The organism is Rhodovulum kholense, assembly GCF_003053725.1.
In the GTDB taxonomy this organism is placed as follows: Bacteria; Pseudomonadota; Alphaproteobacteria; order Rhodobacterales; family Rhodobacteraceae; genus Rhodovulum; species Rhodovulum kholense.
Window position 1 is genome coordinate 101705 of the sequence record NZ_QAYC01000006.1, and the last position, 23588, is coordinate 125292.

General features: G+C 68.4%; 21 protein-coding genes. 11 read left to right on the forward strand and 10 right to left on the reverse strand.

The features are described from left to right. Positions 1–81 precede the first annotated feature (81 nt). The 5 genes from C8N38_RS09835 to C8N38_RS09855 all read left to right on the forward strand — a co-directional run bounded on the left by C8N38_RS09835 (position 82) and on the right by C8N38_RS09855 (position 6243). A complete protein-coding gene (locus C8N38_RS09835) occupies positions 82–1506 on the forward strand; it encodes a circularly permuted type 2 ATP-grasp protein (protein ID WP_108026794.1) in 1425 nt (474 codons plus the stop codon). Between the two features lie 4 nt (positions 1507–1510). After that, on the forward strand, positions 1511–2452 hold the full coding sequence (locus C8N38_RS09840) for an alpha-E domain-containing protein (RefSeq protein WP_108026797.1): 942 nt from the start codon (positions 1511–1513) through the stop codon (positions 2450–2452). A gap of 4 nt (positions 2453–2456) precedes the next feature. After that, complete coding sequence (locus C8N38_RS09845; protein ID WP_108026800.1) at positions 2457–3254, forward strand: transglutaminase family protein; 798 nt, start codon at positions 2457–2459, stop codon at positions 3252–3254. A gap of 33 nt (positions 3255–3287) precedes the next feature. Next, positions 3288–4019 (forward strand): proteasome-type protease, encoded by a 732-nt coding sequence (locus tag C8N38_RS09850; protein WP_108026802.1) that lies wholly within the window; start codon positions 3288–3290, stop codon positions 4017–4019. Between the two features lie 304 nt (positions 4020–4323). Continuing rightward, positions 4324–6243, forward strand: a complete 1920-nt coding sequence (locus tag C8N38_RS09855; protein ID WP_108026805.1) for a hypothetical protein — start codon at positions 4324–4326, stop codon at positions 6241–6243. 1141 nt (positions 6244–7384) lie between these two features. Here C8N38_RS09855 and C8N38_RS09860 read toward each other — a convergent pair. Then, positions 7385–7858 (reverse strand): CreA family protein, encoded by a 474-nt coding sequence (locus C8N38_RS09860; RefSeq protein ID WP_108026807.1) that lies wholly within the window; start codon positions 7856–7858, stop codon positions 7385–7387. Positions 7859–7994: 136 nt separating this feature from the next. On the opposite strand from C8N38_RS09860, the gene C8N38_RS09865 reads away from it, so the two are divergent. Together C8N38_RS09865 and C8N38_RS09870 are read left to right on the forward strand one after the other, a co-directional pair. Continuing rightward, positions 7995–9158, forward strand: coding sequence for an isovaleryl-CoA dehydrogenase (locus tag C8N38_RS09865; protein ID WP_108026809.1), 1164 nt, complete (start codon positions 7995–7997; stop codon positions 9156–9158). A gap of 37 nt (positions 9159–9195) precedes the next feature. After that, positions 9196–9711, forward strand: a complete 516-nt coding sequence (locus tag C8N38_RS09870) for a lysozyme inhibitor LprI family protein (RefSeq protein ID WP_108026811.1) — start codon at positions 9196–9198, stop codon at positions 9709–9711. A gap of 159 nt (positions 9712–9870) precedes the next feature. Here the strand turns inward: C8N38_RS09870 and C8N38_RS09875 are convergent, their stop codons facing one another. Beyond that, a complete protein-coding gene (locus C8N38_RS09875) occupies positions 9871–10470 on the reverse strand; it encodes an OmpW/AlkL family protein (protein WP_108026813.1) in 600 nt (199 codons plus the stop codon). A 124-nt stretch (positions 10471–10594) separates the two neighbouring features. On the opposite strand from C8N38_RS09875, the gene C8N38_RS09880 reads away from it, so the two are divergent. The 4 genes from C8N38_RS09880 (at position 10595) to C8N38_RS09895 (ending at position 15666) form a co-directional block, all read left to right on the forward strand. Next, positions 10595–12199 (forward strand): carboxyl transferase domain-containing protein, encoded by a 1605-nt coding sequence (locus C8N38_RS09880; protein ID WP_108026816.1) that lies wholly within the window; start codon positions 10595–10597, stop codon positions 12197–12199. 61 nt (positions 12200–12260) lie between these two features. Beyond that, positions 12261–14207: a DUF2118 domain-containing protein gene (locus C8N38_RS09885; protein WP_108026819.1), complete on the forward strand. Its 1947-nt coding sequence runs from the start codon at positions 12261–12263 to the stop codon at positions 14205–14207. Next, the gene (locus tag C8N38_RS09890) at positions 14200–15087 is read left to right on the forward strand and encodes a hydroxymethylglutaryl-CoA lyase (protein ID WP_108026822.1); all 888 of its coding nucleotides are present in this window, start codon (positions 14200–14202) and stop codon (positions 15085–15087) included. The genes C8N38_RS09885 and C8N38_RS09890 overlap by 8 nt, the downstream gene beginning before the upstream one ends. 72 nt (positions 15088–15159) lie before the next feature. After that, a complete protein-coding gene (locus C8N38_RS09895; RefSeq protein WP_108026825.1) occupies positions 15160–15666 on the forward strand; it encodes a hypothetical protein in 507 nt (168 codons plus the stop codon). 10 nt (positions 15667–15676) lie between these two features. Here C8N38_RS09895 and C8N38_RS09900 read toward each other — a convergent pair whose 3' ends face one another. From C8N38_RS09900 to C8N38_RS09935, 8 genes are all read right to left on the reverse strand, one after another. Then, a complete protein-coding gene (locus C8N38_RS09900; protein ID WP_108026828.1) occupies positions 15677–16420 on the reverse strand; it encodes an HAD family hydrolase in 744 nt (247 codons plus the stop codon). A gap of 3 nt (positions 16421–16423) precedes the next feature. Next, positions 16424–17545, reverse strand: coding sequence for an aminotransferase class V-fold PLP-dependent enzyme (locus C8N38_RS09905; RefSeq protein ID WP_108026831.1), 1122 nt, complete (start codon positions 17543–17545; stop codon positions 16424–16426). Continuing rightward, positions 17542–18321 carry an ABC transporter ATP-binding protein gene (locus C8N38_RS09910; protein ID WP_108026834.1) on the reverse strand — a complete coding sequence of 260 codons (780 nt, stop codon included), beginning with the start codon at positions 18319–18321 and terminating at the stop codon, positions 17542–17544. The genes C8N38_RS09905 and C8N38_RS09910 overlap by 4 nt, the downstream gene beginning before the upstream one ends. Then, complete coding sequence (locus C8N38_RS09915; protein WP_108026837.1) at positions 18318–19097, reverse strand: ABC transporter ATP-binding protein; 780 nt, start codon at positions 19095–19097, stop codon at positions 18318–18320. The genes C8N38_RS09910 and C8N38_RS09915 overlap by 4 nt, the downstream gene beginning before the upstream one ends. Beyond that, entirely contained in the window at positions 19094–19915 is an 822-nt protein-coding gene (locus tag C8N38_RS09920) for an ABC transporter permease (protein WP_108026841.1), read from the reverse strand. Before C8N38_RS09920 ends, C8N38_RS09915 begins: the two co-directional genes overlap by 4 nt. Continuing rightward, positions 19908–20897 carry an ABC transporter permease gene (locus C8N38_RS09925; RefSeq protein ID WP_108026844.1) on the reverse strand — a complete coding sequence of 330 codons (990 nt, stop codon included), beginning with the start codon at positions 20895–20897 and terminating at the stop codon, positions 19908–19910. The genes C8N38_RS09920 and C8N38_RS09925 overlap by 8 nt, the downstream gene beginning before the upstream one ends. 34 nt (positions 20898–20931) lie before the next feature. Further along, positions 20932–22527 (reverse strand): ABC transporter substrate-binding protein, encoded by a 1596-nt coding sequence (locus C8N38_RS09930; RefSeq protein WP_108026847.1) that lies wholly within the window; start codon positions 22525–22527, stop codon positions 20932–20934. Between the two features lie 210 nt (positions 22528–22737). Then, positions 22738–23541: a type 2 periplasmic-binding domain-containing protein gene (locus C8N38_RS09935; protein ID WP_146176253.1), complete on the reverse strand. Its 804-nt coding sequence runs from the start codon at positions 23539–23541 to the stop codon at positions 22738–22740. Positions 23542–23588: the final 47 nt, after the last annotated feature.

Here is a 23588-nt window from a genome sequence, read left to right on the forward strand (position 1 = left end):
TTTTGGGCATCCGCATTTCTGTTGCGCGTTCGATGATGGGAAACCATTGCCGCTGCCACGGGGCGGAAATAGCGTAAGGCCATGAACGAGAGCCAGACCTTCGACGAGATGTGGGGCCGCGAACAGGTCCTGCGCTCCCCCTACGAGCGGTTTCACGAGTGGTTCGAGGGCGAGGATATCGCCCGGTTGCGCGCCAAGCAGCGCGAGGCCGAAGAGGTGTTCCGGCTGACAGGCATCACCTTCAACGTCTATGGACGGGCCGAGGCCGAGGAGCGTCTGATCCCCTTCGACATCATCCCGAGGATCATTTCGGGGCGCGAATGGCAGAAGCTGTCGCGGGGCATCGAGCAGCGGGTGCAGGCGATCAACGCCTTTCTCTATGACATCTACCACCGGCAGGAGATCGTGAAGGCGGGGCGCATCCCCCAAGAGATGATCTCGCGCAACGACGCCTTCCTGCCGCAGATGATCGGGGTCAAGCCGCCGGGCGGCGTCTATACCCATATCGTGGGCATCGACCTGGTGCGCACCGACGACAACGAATTCTACGTGCTAGAGGACAATGCCCGCACGCCCAGCGGCGTCAGCTACATGCTGGAGAACCGCGAGACCATGCTGCAGATGTTCCCCGAGCTGTTTTCGCGGAACCGTGTCCAGCCGGTGCAGACCTATCCGCTGGACCTGCGCCGGTCGCTGGCGGCCTGCGCGCCAGGCGATGTGGACGAGAAACCGACCATCGCGGTTCTGACCCCCGGCATCCACAACTCGGCCTATTTCGAACATGCCTTCCTGGCCGACCAGATGGGGGTCGAACTGGTCGAGGGGCAGGATCTCAGGATCGTCGGCGGCAAGGTCGCGATGCGCACGACCGAAGGCTACCGGCCGATCGACGTGCTGTATCGCCGGGTCGACGACGATTTCCTCGATCCGCTGAATTTCAATCCCGACAGCGCGCTGGGCATTCCGGGCATCATGGATGTCTATCGCGCGGGCCGGATCACCATCGCCAATGCGCCCGGAACCGGGATCGCCGACGACAAGGCGATCTACAGCTACATGCCGGATATCGTCGAATTCTATACGGGCGAGAAGGCGATCCTGGAAAACGTGCCGACCTGGCGCTGTTCCGAACCCGAGGCGCTGGCCTATGTGCTGGACAACCTGCACGACCTCGTCGTGAAGGAGGTGCATGGCTCGGGCGGTTACGGCATGCTGATCGGGCCGACCTCCTCGAAGAAGGAGATCGCGGCCTTCCGGGACAAGCTGAAGGCCAAGCCCGGCAACTACATCGCCCAGCCGACGCTGTCGCTGTCGACGGTGCCGATCTTCACCCAGAAGGGTCTGGCGCCCCGGCATGTGGATCTGCGTCCCTTCGTGCTGGTCAGCCCCGCGGGCATCAAGATCACCCCCGGAGGGCTGACGCGGGTGGCGCTGAAGAAAGGCTCGCTCGTGGTGAACTCGTCGCAGGGCGGGGGCACCAAGGACACCTGGGTGCTCGAGGACTGACGCGATGCTGGGCAAGACCGCAAACGGGCTCTTCTGGATGTACCGCTACATCGAGCGGGCCGAAAACACCTCGCGCCTGGTCGAGACCGGCCAGCGCATCGCGCTGACCCGGCTCGACAGCCCCGATGACGAATGGCATTCGGTGATGCAGACCGCGGGCGTGGCCAAGGCCTATAACCGCAGCCATGACGCCGTCACCAAGGAAGCCGCCATCGACTGGATGCTGCGCGCGAAGGAGAACCCCTCTTCGGTGCTGTCGGCGATTTCCTCGGCCCGCCAGAATGCCCGTGTGGTCAGGACCGCGCTGACCCACGATGTCTGGGAGGCGATGAACGGCTGCTACATGGCGTTGAAGGACGTACTGGCCCGGCGCGTGAACGAACGCGACCTTCCGGCCGTGATCGACCTGATCAAGGAGCGCACCGCGCTGGTCCGGGGCACGACCCAGGGCACGCTGCTGCGAAACGACATCTTCAATTTCGCGCGGATCGGCACCTTCCTCGAACGCGCCGACAACATCGCGCGCATTCTCGACGTCAAGTATTACGTGCTGCTGCCCTCGGTCTATTCGGTGGGGTCCTCGATCGACAACGTGCAGTGGGAGACGATCCTGCGCGCGGTGTCGGCGCGGGGCGGCTACCGGATGGTGCATGGCAGCCAGGCCAGCCCGCGCGACATCGCCCAGTTCCTGGTGCTCGACCGCAAGATGCCGCGAAGCCTCGAATTCTCGGTCACCAAGATCCGCGACAACCTCGAATACCTCGCGCTCGATTATGGCGAACGGCACCGCTCGCACGAGCTGGCCGAGTCGCTGAAGCAGCGCTTTACCGCCCACGACATCGACGCCATCTTCGATTACGGTCTGCATGAATTCCTGCAGGACGTGCTGGGCTCGCTGAACGAGCTGGGCCAGCAGATCGAGAAAGACTACAGATTCTACGAGTGATCCGATGCGGCTGAAGATCCGGCATACCACGCGCTACGCCTTCGACGACCCGGTGATCTACGGGCTTCAGCAGTTGCGCAAGACCCCCAAGAACGGTCCCGAACAGCGGGTGATCGCTTGGAGGACCACCGTCGAGGGCGGGCGCAAGGAACTGAGCTTCGAGGACCATCACCGCAATACGGTCGAGCTGATCAGCTTCGAGAAGGACGTGACCGAGCTGGTCGTACGCTGCGAGGGCGAGGTCGAGGTGCTGGATACCTCGGGCGTGATCGGACCGCATCGCGGGCCCTCGCCGCTGTGGCTCTTCCGCCGGGTGACGCCCCGGACCCGGGCCGGGCAGGGGTGCCGGGCGCTGCTGCGCGAGGTCAGGGGCGAGGGCGATCTGGACCGTTTGCACGCGCTTTTGCGGGTGGTGCACGAGGCTGTCGGTTATGAAATCGGGGTATCGCGTCCGGACTGGACCGCCGAGGATGCCGTCGCGGCGGGCAAGGGGGTGTGTCAGGATCACGCGCATGTCTTTGTGGCCTGCGCCCGCGAGATGGGCTTTCCCGCCCGCTATGTCTCGGGCTATCTGATGACCGGCGACCGCGTTCAGCACGAGGCGAGTCATGCCTGGGCCGAAGCGCATGTCGAAGGTCTGGGCTGGGTCGGGTTCGACGTGTCGAACGAGATGTCGCCGGACGGGCGCTATGTCCGCGTCGCGACCGGCCTCGACTATGCCGAGGCCGCGCCGGTGACCGGGTCGCGCATGGGCGGCACCGGAGAGGCGCTGTCGGTCGAGATCGAGGTGGCCCAGCAATAGCGCTGGCGCGCCGGTGCGGGGGCTGGGACGGCGATGACCTATTGTGTGGGCTTGATGCTCGAGCGCGGGCTGGTGATGATGTCGGACACCCGCACCAATGCCGGCGTCGACAACATCTCGACCTTCCGCAAGATGTTCACCTGGGAAAAGCCCGGCGACCGCGCGCTGGTGCTGATGACGGCGGGCAATCTGGCCACCACGCAGTCGGTGGTCTCGATCCTCGACGAACGCACCAAGGCGCATGGCGAGCGCGATCCGTCGCTTTTCGAGGTGCCTTCGATGTTTCAGGCGGCGCGGCTGGTGGCGCGGACGCTGAAGGATGTGATTGCGGCCCATGCCGATGTCGGCCAGCGCGCCGATGCCGCTTTCAACGCGACGCTGATCCTTGGCGGCCAGATCAAGGGCGGCGCGCCGCGGTTGTTCCTGATCTATCCCGAAGGCAATTTCATCGAGGCCGGCGACGACACGCCCTTCTTCCAGATCGGCGAGACCAAATATGGCCGCCCGATCCTGGTGCGTGCCTATGACCCGGCGATGAGCTTCGAGAAGGCGGTCAAGCTGATGCTGGTCAGTTTCGACTCCACCCTCAAGGCCAATCTGTCGGTCGGCATGCCCTTCGATCTGCAGGTCTATGAGGCCGACAGCCTGCAACTGGGCCGCCGCATCCGCATCCGTGCCCATGACCCCTATTTCGAGCAGATCTCGACCGGCTGGGGCGAAGAGCTGAAATCGGCGCTCGACAGCCTGCCCGATTTCGAGTTCTGAGGTCCGTCCCGGCGGTCGCGCCCTTTATCCGCAGAGCAACAAGGGCCGCGAAGGGGCAATTTCGAGCCCCGAACCGGGCGGCAGCTTGGCCCGGTTGAGGTCTGGTAAATCGTCGTGTCCGTATCGGCGTCTGTCGGCGGGGGCCCGCCGATCCGGAATTTCCCAGGAAAACAGGCGCGTTTCTGCCAGTCATGGGGTCGGTGGCAAGCCATCTTGGCGGTTTTTCGCCGCGGAAGCCGTTTACCCTGTTTCAAGGTCAATGGGCCAGCTTGTCGGTGAACCAGACTGCGGCTAGGGAATCGCCATGACCCCCGATCACACCCAGAAGGGCAAGGCCGAACCGTCGATCCACCGACGCGCTTCGGATGTGGCCCTGTCATTCTCGCGTCTGGCGCCCGGCGTCCGGGCGCGGGTCCGCGTGTTCCCTGCCCTGGCCGTTGCAGGGGCCGCGCTGACCGCGCTGGTTTCGGTTCTGGCCGTGACCGCTGTGCCCCCCGCGCAAGGCCGGGCTCCCGAGGCGGCTCTGGCTTTGGGCCGCGATGCGACGCCGGTCGAGGGCTCGGTGCTTCTGGTCGGGTCCGATGCCACCCGCGCCGAGCCTCTGGCGCCGGTCACCCGGCCCGCGCCGCTGGTCCCGCTGATGGGCGCCGCCGAGGATGGGCTCGATCCCGTGGCCGAGGCCCGCGCCGCGCAAGGCCAACAGGCCGCACGGCTGATGCTGGCCGCCTATCCGGCGACACCCGGGGGAACCGCCTTGCCGAACGGTCTTCATGTCTATGCGGGCGCGCCCGACGTCGCGCCTCCGGCCAGACCCGGTGCCGATCCCGAGACACCCGAGGATCAGCTGGCGCAGCTTCGGCCGCATCCGCGCCCTCTGGCCGAGGGCGGCGACGCGGGACCCCTGGGCGATGCCCGGCGCCCGCGTCCGCGTCCCACCGCCGAGGCCCCGGCCGCCACGACCGATGTCGTCGCAAGCCTGACGGATGAGGCCGCACCGCGCCCCCATGCCCGTCCCCGGGCCGCCGCAGGCACTGCGGCCACCGCTCTGCCGGAGGCGACCGGCACCGATCCGCAAAGTCCCCCGGCCGGGCCCGTCCTCCTGGCTGTCGCGCAGACGGTCGCGGTCGACAGCGTTCGTCCCCAGGCGCGTCCGATCCCGCCGGCCGCGGCGGCCTATGCCGCCAGTCTCATGCCCGCCGCCGGGATTGCGCTTGCAGCCGCCCCTGTCCCACCCGAGACCGCACCGGAGGACGCGGCGGTGCCCGATGCCGCGCCGGCCGCCGGGGCCGAACAGGGGCTGAAAGCCTCGCTGCGGCCCCAGACCCGTCCGGCGGCGCTGGCCCGTCTGGCGCGCGGCACCCTTTTTCCCGAGGAGCGCCGCGGCACGGCCCCCCGGGCCGAACCGTTCGCCCATACCGACATCGCCCGCGGCGCGAATGGCTGCTCGATGCGGCTGGCGCGGGGCATCCCGAACCGTGGGCGCGGCGCGCTCGACGGGCGCGAGGTCGGCTCGCGGATGAACGGGCTGCATGGCGGTGATCGCGACTCGCTGATCGTGCAACAGGCGCTGGCCGGGAATATCCCGCATTTCCTCCGCGAACTGACCCCGGTCAAAGTCTCGGGCACGCTGTCCGGCGGGGGACGCGCCGACGTGACGATCTGCGTGACACCCGACTATCTGGCCTTGGGCAGCGATGCCGATTTCGTGCGCGTCCCCATGGGCCTGCCCGCCGCGGCGCGGATCGCCGACCGGTTCGGCTTCCTGCTGCCGACGACCCGGATGGTCGATGCGATCTATTCGCAGGCCGGGCTTCGGCTCGACCCCCGTCCGATGGCGGCCGGGGCGCAGATGAGCTCGACCGGCTATTTCCTGCAGCATAACCGGACCGTCGAAGGACAGACCGGCGGTCGCGAGGGCCAGCTGACGGCCGGGCAGAAGAAGGATTTGGTGCTGACCAACCGCCTGCGCAGCCATCCGGGTCGCGTGGCAATTTATGGCTGGCACAAGCGCGACGGCAGTCCGATCCAGCCGCTCAGCACCGTGCATGGCGCCTATTACTCCGACTACAGCCATGGCGTGCGGCTGGTCAGCCAGACGGCGTTCCTGAACGGCCGCCCGGTGTCGCTGGCCAGCCTTCTGAGCAATCCGACCTATGCGCAGCTGCTGACCGGCGAGGGTCCGATCGACGCGCCCGAACGGTTGATGGCCTCGCTCTACCGCTAAGGCGCGGTCAGGGGACTCAGGAGGAGGCCACTACCGCCTCGTGGATGGGGGCGGATGCACCCTCGCTCGCTGTGTCCGCTTTGGTGTTTCAGCCGACGGTTTGATGGTTCGGTCCATTCGTTGGAATGGAAAGTCGCACCATGGCACAGGTTGTTCACGGCTGCGCCTCGACCACGCACGCGGTCAGAGCAGCAATACAGCTATCTGCAAGCTTCGACTGCGGCGCTGAGCCGGGAGATGGGTCGTTAGGAGGAGCGGAAAACGATCCGGTGAATCGGTTTCCCGCAGACCGTCGCGAAGTGGAGCACGCGCGAAACGGCAGAGGATCGCAAGACCGGGCCGAAGGACTCGCGCTCAACCGTTCTCCGTGAGGCCGAGGAGGCGAGGGCGGGTGCGGTCCGTCGGCACACAGTGCTGCCCCTGGACGATTGCCGCCAGGCTTTCGAACTCCCGATCCATCAACTGCCCCGCTTCAGCGCTGTCTTCGGCGATGAGCCATGATGTGCCACTGGTTCAAGCTCCATGGCGCATGCAGCTCTCGGGAACCGGATGCCCAAAAGGACAAGCCCAAGCGTCAGCGTTTCAAGCGCTTTTCCATCGGCCCTCGCCTGTGTCCGCGGACAGATGGCGCAGTCCGTCGCGGGCAAGCGTCCGCCTTTGCACTCGGACCAATGGGGGCACCATGGCGAACCTCTTCGTTGCCATCGACCGGACCGCGCCGTCACTCGACGGGGTGAAAAGGCCGACAGGCGGACGGCGTGGGCGCTCCTGGATCACCTGCTGGTGGTGGCTCGCTCTCAGATCCACGCCATCCCGACCGACAGAGCCATCGGAACGCCATCAGTTCGAGCCACAATGGCGAGAGGTCTCCAGTGCGGCTTGCCGCCAAGGAACAGGTCCGCTTCCTGCTCCTACACGCAGATGCGTTTCGATCCGATCTGCGAGACAAACGGAATCGAGCACCGCCCGCCACCTTTCGAGCTGCGAGGAAGCGAAAACGGTCCGGCCTCGCGTTTCCCCGAGGCGGTGTCATGGCGACCACCGGTTCGCCTTCGAAATGCACCGTTCAGATCGCGCCCAACCCTGTCAATGCGGGGTCGGGTCTTGGCCGCAACGCTCCAGCCATAGTCTGCGCCCCGGCCTAGTTCGCGCCGGAATTGAACAGAGGCACTGTCGAGATCGACATCTTGGCCGACCCCTGCGTCAGCTCGCGGGCATGGGCCAGATAGATCAGCGTCTGGTTCGCTTCGTCGAAGATCCGCTTGATCCGCAGGGATTTCAGAACCAGCGATCGGTTTTGGCGAAAGACCTCCTCGCCCTCCGGGCTGCGGTCGATATCGCCGATCTCGATCGGTCCGGTCTGGCGACAGGCGATCGAGGCGTTCGAGGGGTCCTCGAACCAGTTGCCCTGGCTCAACCGGTCCAGCATCGAGCGCGAGAAATAGGCGACATGGCAGGTCACGCCCTTCACTTCGGGGTCCTGGATCGCCTCGATCACGATATCGTTGCCGGTCCAGTCCACCCCCACGCGTCCGACCTCATCGGCCGGGGCGGCAAGCGGAACGGTTATGGGCAGGACTGCGACAAGCAGGGCAAGAAGGGCAGGGCGGGTCATCGGACGGTCCTCATGTCTGACTACCGGTTAAACGTAGGCATCGGCGCGCCCATTGCCACGGCGATTGACGCCGCACCCCTGTCGATGCTAGGAAATGAACAAGCGTTCAATAAGCTGGGGAGGAGGAGCCCGGGCGATGTTCACCGCGACAATGGACTTCGATCTAGACGACGAGACCCGCGCGCTGCGCGACATGGTGCACCGCTGGGCGCAGGAACGGGTCCGGCCGATGGCCGCCGCGATCGACCGCGACAATGTCTTTCCGGCCGAGCTTTGGCGCGAGATGGGCGATCTGGGCCTTCTGGGCATCACCGTGCCAGAGGAATACGGCGGCGCGGGCATGAGCTATCTGGCCCATACCATCGCGGTCGAGGAAATCGCCCGCGCCTCCGCCAGCGTCTCGCTGAGCTATGGCGCCCATTCGAACCTCTGCGTGAACCAGATCAAGCTGAACGGCACCGATGCGCAAAAGCGCAAATACCTGCCTGGGCTGATTTCCGGCGCGCAGGTCGGCGCGCTGGCGATGTCCGAAGCGGGCGCCGGATCGGATGTGGTCTCGATGAAGCTGCGGGCCGAGAAACGGAACGGCTATTACAGCCTCAACGGCACCAAATACTGGATTACCAACGGCCCCGATGCCAACACGCTGGTCGTCTATGCCAAGACCGACCCCGAGGCCGGCCCCAAGGGCATCACCGCCTTCATCGTCGAGAAGACCATGACCGGGTTTTCGACCTCGCGCCATTTTGACAAGCTCGGCATGCGCGGGTCGAACACGGCCGAGCTGATCTTCGAGGATGTCGAGGTGCCCTTCGAGAATGTCCTTGGCGAAGAGGGCAAGGGCGTCCGGGTTCTGATGTCAGGGCTCGATTACGAGCGCGTGGTGCTGGCGGGGATCGGCACCGGCATCATGGCGGCCTGTCTCGACGAGATCATGCCCTATCTGCGCGACCGCCAGCAGTTCGGCCAGCCAATCGGAAGCTTTCAGCTGATGCAGGGCAAGATTGCCGACATGTACACGGCGATGAATTCGGCACGCGCCTATGTCTATGCCGTCGCACGGTCTTGTGATCGCGGCCAGGTGACGCGGCAGGATGCGGCGGCTTGCGTTCTCTATGCGTCCGAGGAGGCCATGAAACAGGCGCACCAGGCCGTGCAAGCCATGGGCGGTGCTGGATTTTTGGCCGACAGCGCGGTCGCGCGGCTGTTCCGGGACGCCAAGCTGATGGAGATCGGCGCAGGCACATCCGAGATCCGGCGGATGCTGGTGGGGCGTGAATTGATGAAGGCGATGGACTAAATGCGAGTCATAGACTCAACTTTAGAAGGTGACGCAGATGCGACTGTCCCTGATCCTCGCCGCCGCGCTGGCCGCGGCCACCCCCGCGCTGGCCCAGCAATACGACTTCAAGCCCGATGCGACGCTGGCCTGCATGGACAAGCAGAAGATGCCCGGCGCCGACATCGCCTGCGTGGGCGAATCCGCGCGCGCCTGTTTTCAGAAGATGAAGTCGCCCGCTGTCAGCGACATCGCCGCCTGCCAGCAGGCTGAAGGCGAATACTGGAAGGCGCGCATGGACAGTGCCTTCGAGAAACTGCTCGGCCTGGCCGAGACCGCCGACAAGGACTTTGCGAAAACCCAGAACGAACCGCTGCATGCGACCATGGTCAACGACCTGAAGAACGAGCAGGAGCAATGGGATACCTGGCAGAAGACCCGCTGCTGGGTCGAGGCGATGATGCGCCGCGGCACGCCCTACCGGATGACCGCCGCTGCCAATTGCACGATGAAGCAGATCGCCGCGCGCGCGATGTTCATGGAAAGCGCGGTGAAATACATGGAAACCAAATAGCGCCGCCGTCTCGCATCGGGTCATGCGGGCGGTGCCGCCAGGGAGGAACCGATGCGGACCCCGGAAGGACCGCGCGCCCGGCTGCAGCAGGGCGCGCGTCATCGGATGCGATACCCCGCCCGGAACGATCCGGGCAGGGCGCGGACTGGCCCGGGCGGGTCAGAACTTCCAGATATAGGACACGCCGAAGACCCAGGGGTCGATATGGGCGGTCCCGATTTTCGAGCCATTCAGCTTGACGTCGCTGTCGATATCGATCCAGCGCACATCGGCCCGGATCGCGTGACGTTCGTCGATCGCGTAATCGACGCCAGCATGGAGCGCGAGCCCCCAGGAGTCGTCGATATCGACATCGCCAAGCGCGCTGTCGGTATCCCAGAAGGTCGTGTAGTTCAGACCGGCGCCGAGGAAGGGCGTGACCGAACTGCTGGTCACGAAGTGGTATTGCAGCGACACCACCGGGGGCAGTTGCAGCGTGTCCGCGTCGCCCACGCCTTCGATATGGATGTTGTGCTTGAAGGGCAGCGCGCCCAGCACCTCGACGCCCCAGTTATCGGCGAAGAAATACTCGAAGGTGATGGTCGGACGCGCGTTGTCGCCCACATCCGCATCGGCGCCCGCAAGGGTCCCGTTGTCGTCCTTGGGCAGAACGTAGCCGAGCCCGAGGCCGAGGGTCCAGTCGCCCTTGGACTGCGCGACTGCGGTGGACCCGGCCAGAGCGGCTGCGGTCATGGCAATGGCAAACAGGGAGGTCTTCATTGCAGCGATCCTTAGAGTTGGAATTTGAATCATTCGCGTCCATGGGGCGGATCGGGGCGGATTTCCTTGACTTGTATCAATTCGCGGTATGGTGCTGCATACAATGGTGCGCGGAGGACACGCGATGCGCCTGAGATCCGCCGCCCTTCCCGCATCCGATGTGTTTCAGGCCAACCGCGCGGCCCATCTCGCGGCGCTGCGCGAGATCGCCGAGGCCGCGGCGCTGGCTGCCGCGGGCGGCGGCGAGGCGGCGCGTGCCCGCCACGTCGCGCGCGGCAAGATGCTGCCGCGCGAGCGGGTGGCGAACCTGCTCGATCCCGGCAGTCCCTTCCTCGAGATTGGCGCGACCGCGGCCCATGGGCTTTATGACGGCGCCGCGCCCTGCGCCGGGGCCATCGCAGGGATCGGCAGGGTCGAAGGCCTGGAGGTCATGGTGCTGGCCAACGATGCCACGGTGAAGGGCGGCACCTATTACCCGATGACGGTGAAAAAGCACCTGCGCGCCCAGGAAATTGCGGCCGAATGCCATCTGCCCTGTATCTACCTCGTCGATTCCGGCGGGGCGAATTTGCCGAACCAGGACGAGGTCTTCCCCGACCGCGACCATTTCGGGCGCATCTTCTACAATCAGGCGCAGATGTCGGCGGCGGGCATCCCGCAGATCGCGGTCGTCATGGGGTCCTGCACCGCGGGCGGCGCCTATGTGCCCGCCATGTCCGATGTCACCGTCATCGTCCGCGATCAAGGCACGATCTTTCTTGCCGGGCCCCCGCTGGTCAAGGCCGCGACGGGCGAGGTCGTCTCGGCCGAGGATCTGGGCGGCGGCGACGTGCATACCCGCCTGTCGGGCGTGGCCGACTATCTGGCCGAGGACGATGCCCATGCGCTGGCGCTGGCCCGCCGCGCCGTCCGGCACCTGAACCGCGACCGGCCCGCGACCGTGCGCTGGGAAACGCCCGAGGACCCGGCCTTTGACCCCCAAGAGATCCTTGGCGTCGTGCCCGCCGATCTGCGCACGCCCTACGACATCCGCGAGGTGATCGCGCGCATCGTTGACGGCTCGCGCTTCGACGAGTTCAAGCCGCGTTTCGGCGAAACGCTGGTGACGGGCTTTGCCCATGTCATGGGCTGCCCGGTGGGCATCGTCGCCAATAACGGCGTGATCTTTTCCGAGGCCGCCCAGAAAGGCGCCCATTTCATCGAGCTTTGCGCCCAGCGCGGCACACCGCTGGTCTTTCTGCAGAACGTCACCGGCTTCATGGTCGGGCGCAAATACGAAAACGAGGGCATCGCGCGCCATGGCGCCAAGATGGTCACGGCGGTCGCGACCGCGGCGGTGCCGAAGATCACCATGCTGGTCGGCGGCAGCTTCGGCGCGGGCAATTACGGCATGGCGGGCCGGGCCTATTCGCCCCGCTTCCTGTGGACCTGGCCCAATTCCCGCATCTCGGTCATGGGCGGCGAACAGGCGGCGGGCGTGTTGGCCACAGTGAAACGCGACGCCATCGAACGGGCGGGCGGGACCTGGACGCCCGAAGACGAGGCCGCCTTCAAGCGCCCGACGATCGAGATGTTCGCGGAACAAAGCCACCCGCTTTACGCCTCGGCCCGGCTTTGGGACGACGGCATCGTCGACCCGCGCAAATCGCGCGTGGTACTGGCCCTGTCGCTGTCGGCCGCGCTGAACGCGCCGATCCCCGAAACCCGCTTCGGCGTCTTCCGGATGTGACGCGCATGCTTCTTCTTGGCAAAAATACCCAAATCCCGACGCCCGCAACGAAAGGCACGGCATGTTCCGCAAGATCCTGATCGCCAATCGCGGCGAGATCGCCTGCCGGGTCATCGCCACCGCCCGGCGCCTTGGCATCGCCACTGTCGCCGTCCACTCGACGGCCGACGCGCGTGCCGCCCATGTGGCGCTGGCCGACGAGGCGGTCGCCATCGGCCCGCCCGCGCCCGCCGACAGCTACCTTCGGGCCGACCGGATCATCGAGGCCGCGCTGCAAACCGGGGCCGAGGCGATCCATCCGGGCTACGGGTTTCTCTCGGAAAACCCCGATTTCGTCGACGCGGTCGAGGCTGCAGGCCTGACCTTCATCGGCCCCTCGGCAGACGCGATCCGCGCCATGGGTCTGAAGGATGCGGCCAAGGCCTTGATGGAACAGGCGGGCGTACCGGTCGTGCCCGGCTATCACGGCGCCAATCAGGACGACGCCCATCTCGAGGGCGCGGCCGAGGCCATCGGCTGGCCGGTGCTGATCAAGGCCGTGGCGGGCGGCGGCGGCAAGGGCATGCGCAAGGTCGCCCGCCCGGCCGATTTCGCCGCCGCGCTGGCCTCGGCCCGGTCCGAGGCGAGGGCCGCCTTCGGCAACGATGCCGTGCTGATCGAGAAGCTGATCGAGGCTCCCCGCCATATCGAGGTTCAGGTCTTCGGCGACGGCACGGACGCGGTTCATCTTTTCGAACGCGACTGCTCGCTGCAGCGCCGCCATCAGAAGGTGATCGAAGAGGCGCCCGCGCCCGGCATGACGCCCGAGATGCGCGCCGCCATGGGCGAGGCCGCCGTGCGCGCGGCGCGCGCCATCGGTTATCGCGGCGCGGGCACGGTCGAGTTCATCGTCGACGGCTCGGACGGACTCCGCCCCGACCGGTTCTGGTTCATGGAGATGAACACGCGGCTGCAGGTCGAACATCCGGTGACCGAGGCCGTGACCGGGCTCGATCTGGTGGAATGGCAGCTGCGCGTTGCCGCCGGAGAAGGCCTGCCGCTGACGCAAGACCGGATTCCGCTGGCGGGGCATGCTTTCGAGGCCCGGCTTTACGCCGAGGACGTGCCTGCCGGGTTCCTGCCCGCGACCGGCACGCTGGCGCATCTGGCCTTTCCGCCCGGCATCCGCGCCGATACCGGCGTGCGAACGGGCGACACGATCAGCCCGTGGTACGACCCGATGATCGCCAAGATCGTGGCCCATGGCCCGACGCGCGCTGTCGCGCTGAACCGACTGGCCCGGGCGCTTGACGATACGCAGGTCGCGGGCACGACCACCAACCTCGCCTTTCTCGGGCGTCTCGCGCGCCATGCGGGCTTTGCCCGGGGCGAGGTCGATACCGGGCTGATCGAGCGGGACATCGAAAGTCTTGCCGAAAGCCCGCCGCCCGTCCGCGCGGTCGAGGCGGCGGCGCTGCTGGAGGCCGCGTCCCCGCCCGACGGCCCGCTCGCGGGCTTCACCCTCTGGGCGCCGCTCAGGCGCGCTGTGACGCTCGGCCGCGACGGCGACGAGGTCACCGGCTCGCTGCTGTTCGACGGCCCCGATCGCGCGACGGTCGAGATCGGCGAGGCAGTGCTTGAGGCCCGCCGCGATTCCGGCGGCTGGCGGATCGACGGGGCCTTGCCCGGTGTCGTTCTGCGGGCGGGCGGTGCGATCCATGTCTTCGCGGGCGCGCAGGGCACGTTCAGCTTCACGCCCGTCGATCCGCTGGACCGCGCGACGGCGGCGGGCGCCGGAGCGGATGTCATCGAGGCGCCGATGCCGGGGCTTCTCAAGGCGCTAACCGTCGCCGTGGGCGACCGCGTCGCCGCGGGCCAGCCGCTGGCGGTGCTGGAGGCGATGAAGATGGAACACACGCTGGCCGCGCCCCGCGAGGGCGTGGTGGCCGAGGTGCTGGCCGCGCCGGGCGCGCAGGTTGAGGCCGGGGTCGCGCTGGTCCGCCTTCAGCCGGAGGGCGACGATGCCTGAGCGGGTCGAGATCTTCGAGGTCGGGCCGCGCGACGGGTTGCAGAACGAACCCCGGGCGATTCCCGCCGCCGAAAAGATCGCGCTGATCGATCTGCTCAGCCAGGCGGGGTTCCGGCGGATCGAGGCGGCCAGTTTCGTGCGACCCGACCGGGTGCCGCAGATGGCCGACGGGGTCGAGGTGCTGGCGGGCCTCCGTCGCGTGCCGGGCGTGCGCTATGCGGCGCTGACCCCGAACATCCGCGGCTACGAGCGCGCCCATGCCGCGGGGGCCGACGAAATCGCGATCTTCGCCTCGGCCTCCGAAGGGTTCAGCCGCGCCAATATCAACGCCTCGATCGAGGAGAGCTTTCGCCGCTTTGCCCCGGTCGCGGCGGCGGCGAAGGCCGACGGGCTGCCGATGCGCGGCTATATCTCCTGCGTGACTGACTGCCCCTATGACGGGCCGACGCCACCCGGGGCGGTCGCGGCGCTGGCCGACCGGCTGCTGGCGCTTGGCTGTTACGAGATCAGCCTGGGCGAGACCATCGGCCGGGGCACGCCGCAGACGGTTGCCGCGATGCTCGACGCCGTTCTGACCGTCGCCCCGCCGACGCGCCTGGCGGGGCATTTCCACGACACCGGCGGGCAGGCGATGGCCAATATCGAGGTGGCGCTGGAGGCCGGGCTTCGGGTCTTCGACGCCGCCGTGGGCGGGTTGGGCGGCTGCCCCTATGCGAAAGGCGCGCCCGGCAATGCCGCGACCGAGAAGGTGGCGGCGCGGCTGGCGGATCTGGGGGTCGAAACCGGGCTCGACCCGGCGCGGCTGAGCGAGGCGGCGGCGCTGGCCCGGCGCATGCGCGGTGGCCCGCCCGGAACTGCCCCCCTTGGGGCAGCCTCTTGAAACGGGGCGATTTATCGCATCCATGAAAGCTCCGTCCAGGCCGCATGATGCGACTCGGAAATGGAGCGCTCCATGGAACACACAGCCGGCCGTTGTCCCTTTGCCGCCCAGCGCGAAACGCGCAGCGGCGCCCATCCCCTGCACCTGCGCCGCTCGATCCTCAACCGCGAGGTGCTGCGGCCCGTCCTGCGCCAGCTTGGGCTCGAGGCGATGCCCGACGACCCGCATGTGACGCTGGCGCACAGCGCGACCCCGGTCGACTGGGGCCTCAGGGTCTTCGAGCCGGATCCGCACCGGATCGCGGTCACCCCGCAACGGCCGCGCTTCGAACGCGGTGCGGCGGGCGCGGTCGATCTGGTCTTCGGGGCGCCCGAACTGGAGGCGCGCTGGCGCGCGCTGACCGAGGCCGGAGCTGTCTGGGACCTGCCGCCCTTCGTGCCGCGCGTGGCGCTTGGCCCCTGTCCTGCGGATCTGCCCGCGATCTGTTTCTTTGCCGGGCCGGTGCTGTTCGGCCCGGAATGGCGCGCGACGCCCGACTGTCTGGGGGCCGACGCGCCGCACCATCCCGCCACGGCCTGAGCGGGCGGCCTCAGGCGACCTGCTTGAGAAGACGCGGAAGAGCGTCGAGCCGGTCGATCCGGGCGGCCGCGCCCGTGGGAAGGGGCGCGCGGCCGGTTTCGTCGTAGAGGATCGCGGTCAGGCCCAGCGCGGCCGGCGCAGCGACGTCCCAGACCGGGTCGTCGCCCAGCATCCAGGCCTCGCGGGGCGGGGTATCGAGCCGGGCCAGCAGCCGCAGATAGGCGCGCGGGTCGGGTTTGCCGAACCCCGCCTCTTCCTCGATCTGGATCGCACGGAAGAAGGGCGACAGCCCGAAACGCGCGATCTTGGCGCGCTGGCGCGCGCGGGTGCCGTTGGTCAGAAGCCCCAGCCGCAGCCCGGCCTTGGCAAGCCCCGCCAGCATCTCGCGCGCGCCTGGCTTCAGCGTGATCGCCTCTTCGAGATAGGTTTCGAACCGGTCGGCGATACGGTCGGCATCGACCCCGTGGAGCGGCTCGGACCCGGGGGGGCGGGCGAGGTTCAGCCGGTGGAAGGCCGAGCGCACCACCCGCCGCCGCGTCGCGTCGCCTTCAAGCCGCCAGAGCTTGCGGCCCTCCTCATCGGCAAGAAAGCTCAGCACCCGGTCCAGCACCTCGGCGGTGACCCAGCGGGTCGAATGCTCGCCCAGCGCATCGGCATGTTCGGCGATGATCGCGGCCCAGGTCCGTTCCGGCTGCCGGTAGGCGGTCAGCAACGTGTCGTCGAGGTCGATCAGGATGGTCCGGGGCGGGCGCATGGCTCAGGCCGTTTCCGCCTCGCGCCAGGCGGCTTCGGCGGCCGAAAGCGCCGCGCCGGTGGAGACCGGATGGCCTGCGGCGGCCAGCGCCGCGCCAAGGGTGGCGAGATCGCCCAGCACGGTTTCAAGTCGCGCGCGCGGGCCGGTGTGATTGAGCCGCACCAGCCGCTCGCCCGCGGGACCCACGCCCGCTGTGAGCGCGTCGCCGGTGACATGGGTCAACAGTTCGGCGGCCGAAAGGCCCTCGGGCAGGGCGGCGGCGGTGACAAGGTTCGAGGCCTGGCCGGGCGCCACCCATTCGGCCCCGGTCAGCGCGCGGGCCCCGGTGCGGGCGGCGGCGGCGGCGCGCGCGTGGCGGGCGCGGATCGCGGCCATGCCTTCGGCCTCGACCCGGGCCAGCGTCTGGGCGAGGCCGTGGAATTCCAGCGCCGAGGGGGTGCCCGGCAGCGCGCCCCGGCCGGGTTCGAGCCAGAGCGTTCGCAGATCGGCCAGAGACAGGATCGAGGGCGCCTCGCCCGGGGCGGAGATCCGGTCCCAGGCGACGGGCGATATGGCGATGGCCGAGGTCCCGGCCTGTCCCCCCAGCGCCTTTTGTGGCCCCATCACCGCGATATCGATCCCCAGCGCGTCGACCTCGACCGGGTGCCCGCCGAGCGAGGCGACCGCATCGACCACGACAAGCGCGCCATGGGCCTTGGCCAGGGACACGATCTCGGCCAGCGGGTTCAGGATGCCGGTCGCGCTTTCGGCATGGACCAGCGCCACCAGATCGTAGTGCCCGGCCTCCAGGGCCCGCGCCACCGCCCCGGCCGTTGCCGGATGGCCCGGGGCCGCGCCCGCGAGGTCGGTCACCTCGGCGCCCGCGCGCCTCAGCCAGCCGCCGAACCAGCGCCCGTAAAGCGAGGTCACGACGTTCAGCGCCCGGACCCCCGGCCGCCCCAGTGAACTGGCCGCCGCCTCGAGCGCGACCATCGCCTCGCCCTGCACCAGCAGCACGTCATTGGTCGTGCCCATCAGCCGCCCGATGGCATCGGCCAGCGGCGCATATCCGTCGGCCGGGAAGGCCGGGGCGTCGGGCAGCGGCAGCCAGGACGGGGGCAAGGGGGCAGGGCGGCGGGAACTCATGACGGAACCTTTTCGGTGTGAATAGTCGGCACGGCCGCGATCAGGCGGCGCAGGATCTCGGTCCGGGGAGCGGCCAGCAGCGCCTCGGCCGGGCCGGTCTCGACGATGCGGCCGGCCTCCATCACCGCGATCCGGTGCGACAGCGCCCGTGTCACCGCCAGATCGTGGCTGACGAACAGATAGGCGAGCCCCATGTCGCGCTGCAACTGCGCCAGCAGGTCCAGCACGCGGGCGCGGACCGAGGCGTCGAGCGCCGAGACCGCCTCGTCCAGAACGATCAGTTTCGGGCGGGGGGCGATGGCGCGGGCGATGGCGACGCGCTGGCGTTGGCCGCCCGACAGGGCGCTCAGCGGACGGGGCGCAAGCTCGGGCGAAAGCCCGACCTGGGTCAGCAGCAGCTCGACGTGATCGGGCCAGTCGGACCGGGGCGCGATGGCATGAAGGCGCAGCGGCTCGCAGAGCGCGCCCGCCACCGTGGCGCGGGGATGAAAGGCCGCGCCCGGGTCCTGAAACACCATCTGCATGGCGCCCCTGGCGCGGCGCAGCGCGCGGCCCTTGAGCGCGCCCCAATCCTGCCCGCCGAACCGGATCGTTCCCGCATCGGGCTCGGTCAGCCGCGTCAGCACCCGCGCGAGCGTGGACTTGCCGCAACCCGAGGGGCCGATCAGCCCGAGCGTCTCGCCCGGCGCGATCTCGAACGACACATCGTCAAGCGCCCGGATGCGGCGGGCCCCGGGATAGGTCTTGGTCAGGCCGCGCGCCACGAGCAGGGTCATCGCGCCTCTCCGACAAGGCGGGGGCTTGCCAGATCGAGATGGGCCGCCAGCAGAGAACGGGTATAGCTTTCGCGCGGGGCGCGCAGGACCCGGGCCGCAGGGCCGATCTCGACCATCCGGGCGGCATGCATCACCGCGATCCGGTCGGCCAGCTGGCCCGCCAGCGCCATGTCATGGGTGATGAAAAGAAGCGTCATGCCCTTCGCGTCGCACAATGCCCGCAAGAGTGCGGTGATCTCGGCCTGCACCAGGACGTCGAGCGCGCTGGTCGCCTCGTCGGCGATCAGCAGCCTGGGCCTCGCGGCTATGGCCAGCGCGATGGCGATGCGCTGACGCTGCCCGCCCGAGAACTGGTGCGGATAGGCGTTCAGCGCCCGGGCCGGGTCGGGGATCTGCACGGTGTCCAGAAGCTCGGCGGCGCGGGCGCGGGCGTCGCGTGCGGTCAGCGGCAGGTGGGTGCGCAGCACCTCGGTCAGATGGCGCCCGACCGAGAGCAGCGGGTTGAGGCTGCCGCCCGGGTCCTGAAAGACATAGCCGATGTCGCGGCCCGGCCGGGGCGTGGGGCCGCCGCCCCAGTCGATCCGGCCCTCGATGCGGCTGCCGGGGGGCAGCAGCCCGGCGATGACGCGCGCGAGCGTCGACTTGCCCGAGCCGGATTCGCCAATGATGGCCAGCTTTTCGCCCTCGAAGAGCGCCAGCCCTAGATCGGCCAGCGCCGGGGCGCTGGCGCCGGGATAGTGGACCGACAGGCCGGTGAGGCCAAGCAGAAGGGTCATCGCTTGTCCCGCCCTGTCAGACTGTCGGTGAGCGCCTCGCCGACCAGATAGGTCGAGATCACCGTCAGCACCAGCGCGATGCCCGGGATGATCGACAGATAGGCGGCGGAGCGGAGCTGGTTGCGCCCTTCGGCGATCATCGCCCCCCAGGTGACGGAATTCGGATCGCCAAGCCCGAGGAAGGACAGCGCCGCCTCGGTCAGCACCGCCGCCGCGACGATCACCGAGGCGACGGCCAGGACGGGTGGCAGGGCCAGCGGCATGATCTGGCGAAAGGCGATCTCGGCCGGAGACATGCCCATGACCTTTGCCGCGGCAACGAAGTCGGATTCGCGCAGGCTGAGCACGCGGGCGCGGGCCAGCCGCGCGGGTCCGGTCCAGGCGCCAAGCGCGATGGCCAGCACCACGACCCAAAGCGACGGCCCCGCGACCGACACGAAAGCCAGCGCCAGAAGAAAGCCCGGCACGATCTGGAAGGCATCGACGATCCGCATCAGCGCGGCCTCGATGGCGCCCCCGGCAAAGCCTGCCGCGGTGCCGACCGTCATGCCGGCAAAGACCGCGACCAGCGCGGCCGAAAGCCCCACCGCGACCGAGGTGCGCGCGCCGTGGATCAGCTCGGCCAGAAGGTCCCGGCCCAGCCGGTCGGTGCCAAGCGGCAGGCCCGCATCGGTGAAGGGCGGGATCAGCGGGCGGCCCGCGATGGCCAGCGGATCGCCCGGCGCGATCAGCGGCGCGAAACCCGCGATCAGGATCAGCGCCAGCAGGATCGCCCCGCCCAGAAGCGCCTCGGGACGGCGGAGGAAGGGTCTAGTCATGGCCCGCTCCAGACCCGACGCGCGGGTCGAGCCAGCCATAGGCCAGATCGACCAGCAGGTTCGCGATCACCACCATCAAGGCCGAGGTCAGGATCACCGCCAGCAGCAAGGGCGCGTCGCGGCCCGCGACCGCCTCTTGCGCAAGCCGGCCGAAGCCGGGAATGGCGAAGACGCTTTCGATGACCACCGAGCCGCCCAGCATCGCCGCCGATTGCAGGCCCAGCATGGTCACCAGCGGCAGAAGGGCGTTGCGTGCCGCGTGGTTGAGGGTGATGCGCCAGTCGGGCAGCCCGCGCGCCCGGGCCGCGAGGGTAAAGTCCTGCCCCCAGGCCTCGGCCATGCCCGAGCGCATGATTCTGAGAAAGAGCGCCAGATAGATCATCCCAAGGGCCGCGACCGGCAACACCAGATGCCGCGCGATGTCGGCGGCGCGGGCCAGCCCCGCCTTGCCCGAGGCGATGGTCTCGATCCCCGAGACCGGCAGCCAGCGCAGCTGCACCGCAAAGACCACGGCCAGCACCAGACCCAGCCAGAAGCTGGGGATCGAATAGAGAAAGAGCGACCCGCCCGACAGCACCCGGTCGAGGAGAGATCCGGGGCGGCGTCCTGCCAGCACCCCGAGAGCCGAGCCCAGCAGGAAGGACAGCGCCGTGGCACTGCCCATGAGCCAGAGCGTGTTCGGCAGCCGCTCGGCGATCACGGGGCCGATGGGGCGGTTCAGCGCGATGGACCAGCCCAGATCGCCCCGTGCATATTGGCCCAGCGTGAAGAGAAGCCGGCTCAGCGCCGAGCCGTCCAGCCCGTAGCGGGTGCGCAGCTCGGCCGCCATCTGCGCATCGCCCCCGCCCATCGACAGCAGATAGGCGTCGACCGCATCCCCGCCCGCGCTGTCGAGAAGCAGGAACACGCCCACCAGCACGATCAGCAGCACCGGCACGCTGCCCGCAAGACGCGCCAGAACGACCCGGCCGAGCCGCGCCATCAGACTGTCTCACGGGCGATTGGCCGTGCCTGTCTCATTCCGAAAGGCCGGTCTCCGCCCAGTTCGAGACGACCCAGCGCGGGTTGGTGGCGACCCCGGTCACGCTGTCCGCCACGACCGAGGTGAAGGACCAGTCGGCCACGTTGATCAGCGGCAGATCGGCGGTGACCATCCGCTGGAAGTCCTTGTAAAGGGCGACGCGCTTGTCCCGGTCGAGCGTCACCAGCGCCTCGTCGATCAGCGCGTCGAGCTCGGGATTCGCGTAGCCGCCCTGGTTCGAGAAGGGCACGCCATCGGGTTGGCCCGACCGCACCAGGATGGTGGTCGAAATGGCCGGGTCGGCGCGGAACACGGTGGGCGCGATGGCCAGATCGAATGCGTGATCGGTGTAGACCGCCTTGATATGGCCCGCCGCGTCATGGGGCACGATCTGCGCGTCGATGCCGATGGCGGCCAGCGCCTGGCGCAGATAGTCGCCGAACTGCCGGGTCTCGGCGAAATAGGGCGCGGGCAGAAGCCGCAGCGAAAACCGGGTGCCGCCCGGCCCTTCGGGATAGCCGGCCTCGTCGAGCAGGGCCTTGGCTGCCGCGATGTCGAAGGGGTAGGTCGTAACGTCCGGGGTGTAGAAGGTCGGGTCGTTGGCGGGCACCGGGCCGGTGGCCTTTTCGGCATAGCCAAGGAAGATCGTGTCCAGCACGAAGTCCTTGTCGATGGCGTGTGCGATGGCCTGCCGGACTTTCAGGTTCGACAGTTCCTCGGTCCGGTGGTTGATCTCGACGATCAGCTGATAGGTCAGCGCCTCGTAACCCTTCGTCACGACCGACAGTCCGGGCACCTTGGCGATCCGGTCCAGATCGGCCAGCGGTACCGAGGAGAACGCCGCCAGATGCACCTCGCCCGCTTCGAGCGAGCTTGCGGCGGCGGCGCGGTCGGGCAGGACCCGGAAGACGATGTCGTCGAGATGGGGCAGACCCTCGCCCCAATAGCTGTCATTTCGGGTCAGCAGGTAGTATTCGCCGGGGCGGTAGTCGCCCCATTTGAACGGGCCGGTGCCGATCAGCGCCCGGTTTGCCGGGTTCTCGACGATGTCGCTGCCCTCATAGACATGTTTCGGCAGCACCGAGGACACCACCGGAAGCGCGTTCGCGATCAGCTGCAGCGGCGTCGGTTTGGAAAAGCGGAAGATGGCGGTCAGCGGGTCCGGGGTCTCGACCGCCTCGAGATTGGCGAACAGCGACCGTCCGATGTTCTGCAGGGGCTTCCAGACCTCCATCGCCGAGAAGGCCACATCGGCCGAGCTGAAGGGCGTGCCGTCATGCCAGCTGACGCCCTCGCGCAGGGTGAAGGTGATCGACAGCCCGTCCTCCGAGCCCTCCCAGCCGGTCGCCAGCAGCGGTTTCAGGCCGCCCGCGTCGTAGGATGCTTCGGCCAGCGGTTCGATCACCTTCGACGAGATGAAGAAGACGCCGTTCGAGGCAACGATGGCCGGGTTCAGCTGCCTGGGCTCGCTGTCGGCGGCGACGATCAGCCGTCCGCCGCCCTGGGCCAGAGCGAGGCGGGGCAGGGCCGTGGATGCAAGCAGGGCGGCGGTGCCGGTCAGGACGCCGCGTCGGGAAATCGTGGCAAGCATTAGAAACATCCGTTCTTTTCGGAAGACGCAGAGGCGGTGCCGCCCAGCCGCAGGCTGTCACCGTCCGGGGCAGGACGCAAGAGCGCTTGGGACGGCCCGGGGCTTGCCGTGTTCTCCGGGCCCGCGTCCGGCGCACGCGCCCAGAAAAGCGGCAGTTGGCGGGTACCCCGCGGCCGCCGCGCGAAACGGCGACCCTGGGGCAGGTCGCGGTCAGTTCGGGGCCAGGTCGAGCGGGTTGCCATCCCGGACCTTGCTTTGGAAATCCATCAGGAACCAGAAGGTCCTGTCGACCTGACGGCCGAAGCAGCGGCGCAGAAGCTGGGTATAGTGGCTGTCGCGATCCAGCTGTTCCGCGGTCAGGAACCGGCTGAAATCGGCGATCAGCGCGGCCGAGCGCGGGGGCCCGAGCACGGCATAGGGTTCGATCGAGATCGCCGCCGGGATCAGTTGCAGCGTGTCGCGGAAGGCCGAGATCGACCAGGCACCCTCTTGCCCGTCCTGGCGTTCGAGCGCGGTGTAGCGGGCGGCAAGGTCGTCGGGCAGGCGGATCGACCCGGCAAGGTGGTCGAGGTTCTGCCAGTACCAGGTCAGGATGTGATGATCGTCGATCAGCACGTCGATGCCGCCTGCGCCGGTCTCTTTCAGGGCCAGGATGGCGTCGGCCGTGCTGCGGAATTCGCGCGCACGATCCAGCGAGTCCTCGCGACAGCTGGGGTTGCGCCCGGTGAAGACCTCCCATGTTTCCAGTCGGCGCGGCCGCGAGACCCGGTCCTGCATGCCCGGCGCCGAGGTCGTGCCGGTGACCACGCCGACCCGGCAGGACTGCTGCTGTCCTTCGCTGAAGCGTGCGTTGACCAGCGCCGAGGTGCTGGTCAGGAAGGTATAGGGCGAATGCGGCACCGAGGCGCCAAGCGTGACCGTCGCCGTGGTCGCCCCGCAAAGGATGTCGAAGGGCGGATCGTCCGCGGCGAGCCCGGCATAGCGGTCGCCGACCGGAACCGGGACGACGGTCACCTCGGGCGTTCCCGAAGGGCATCCTGAGCGCAGTTGCGAGAGGTAGG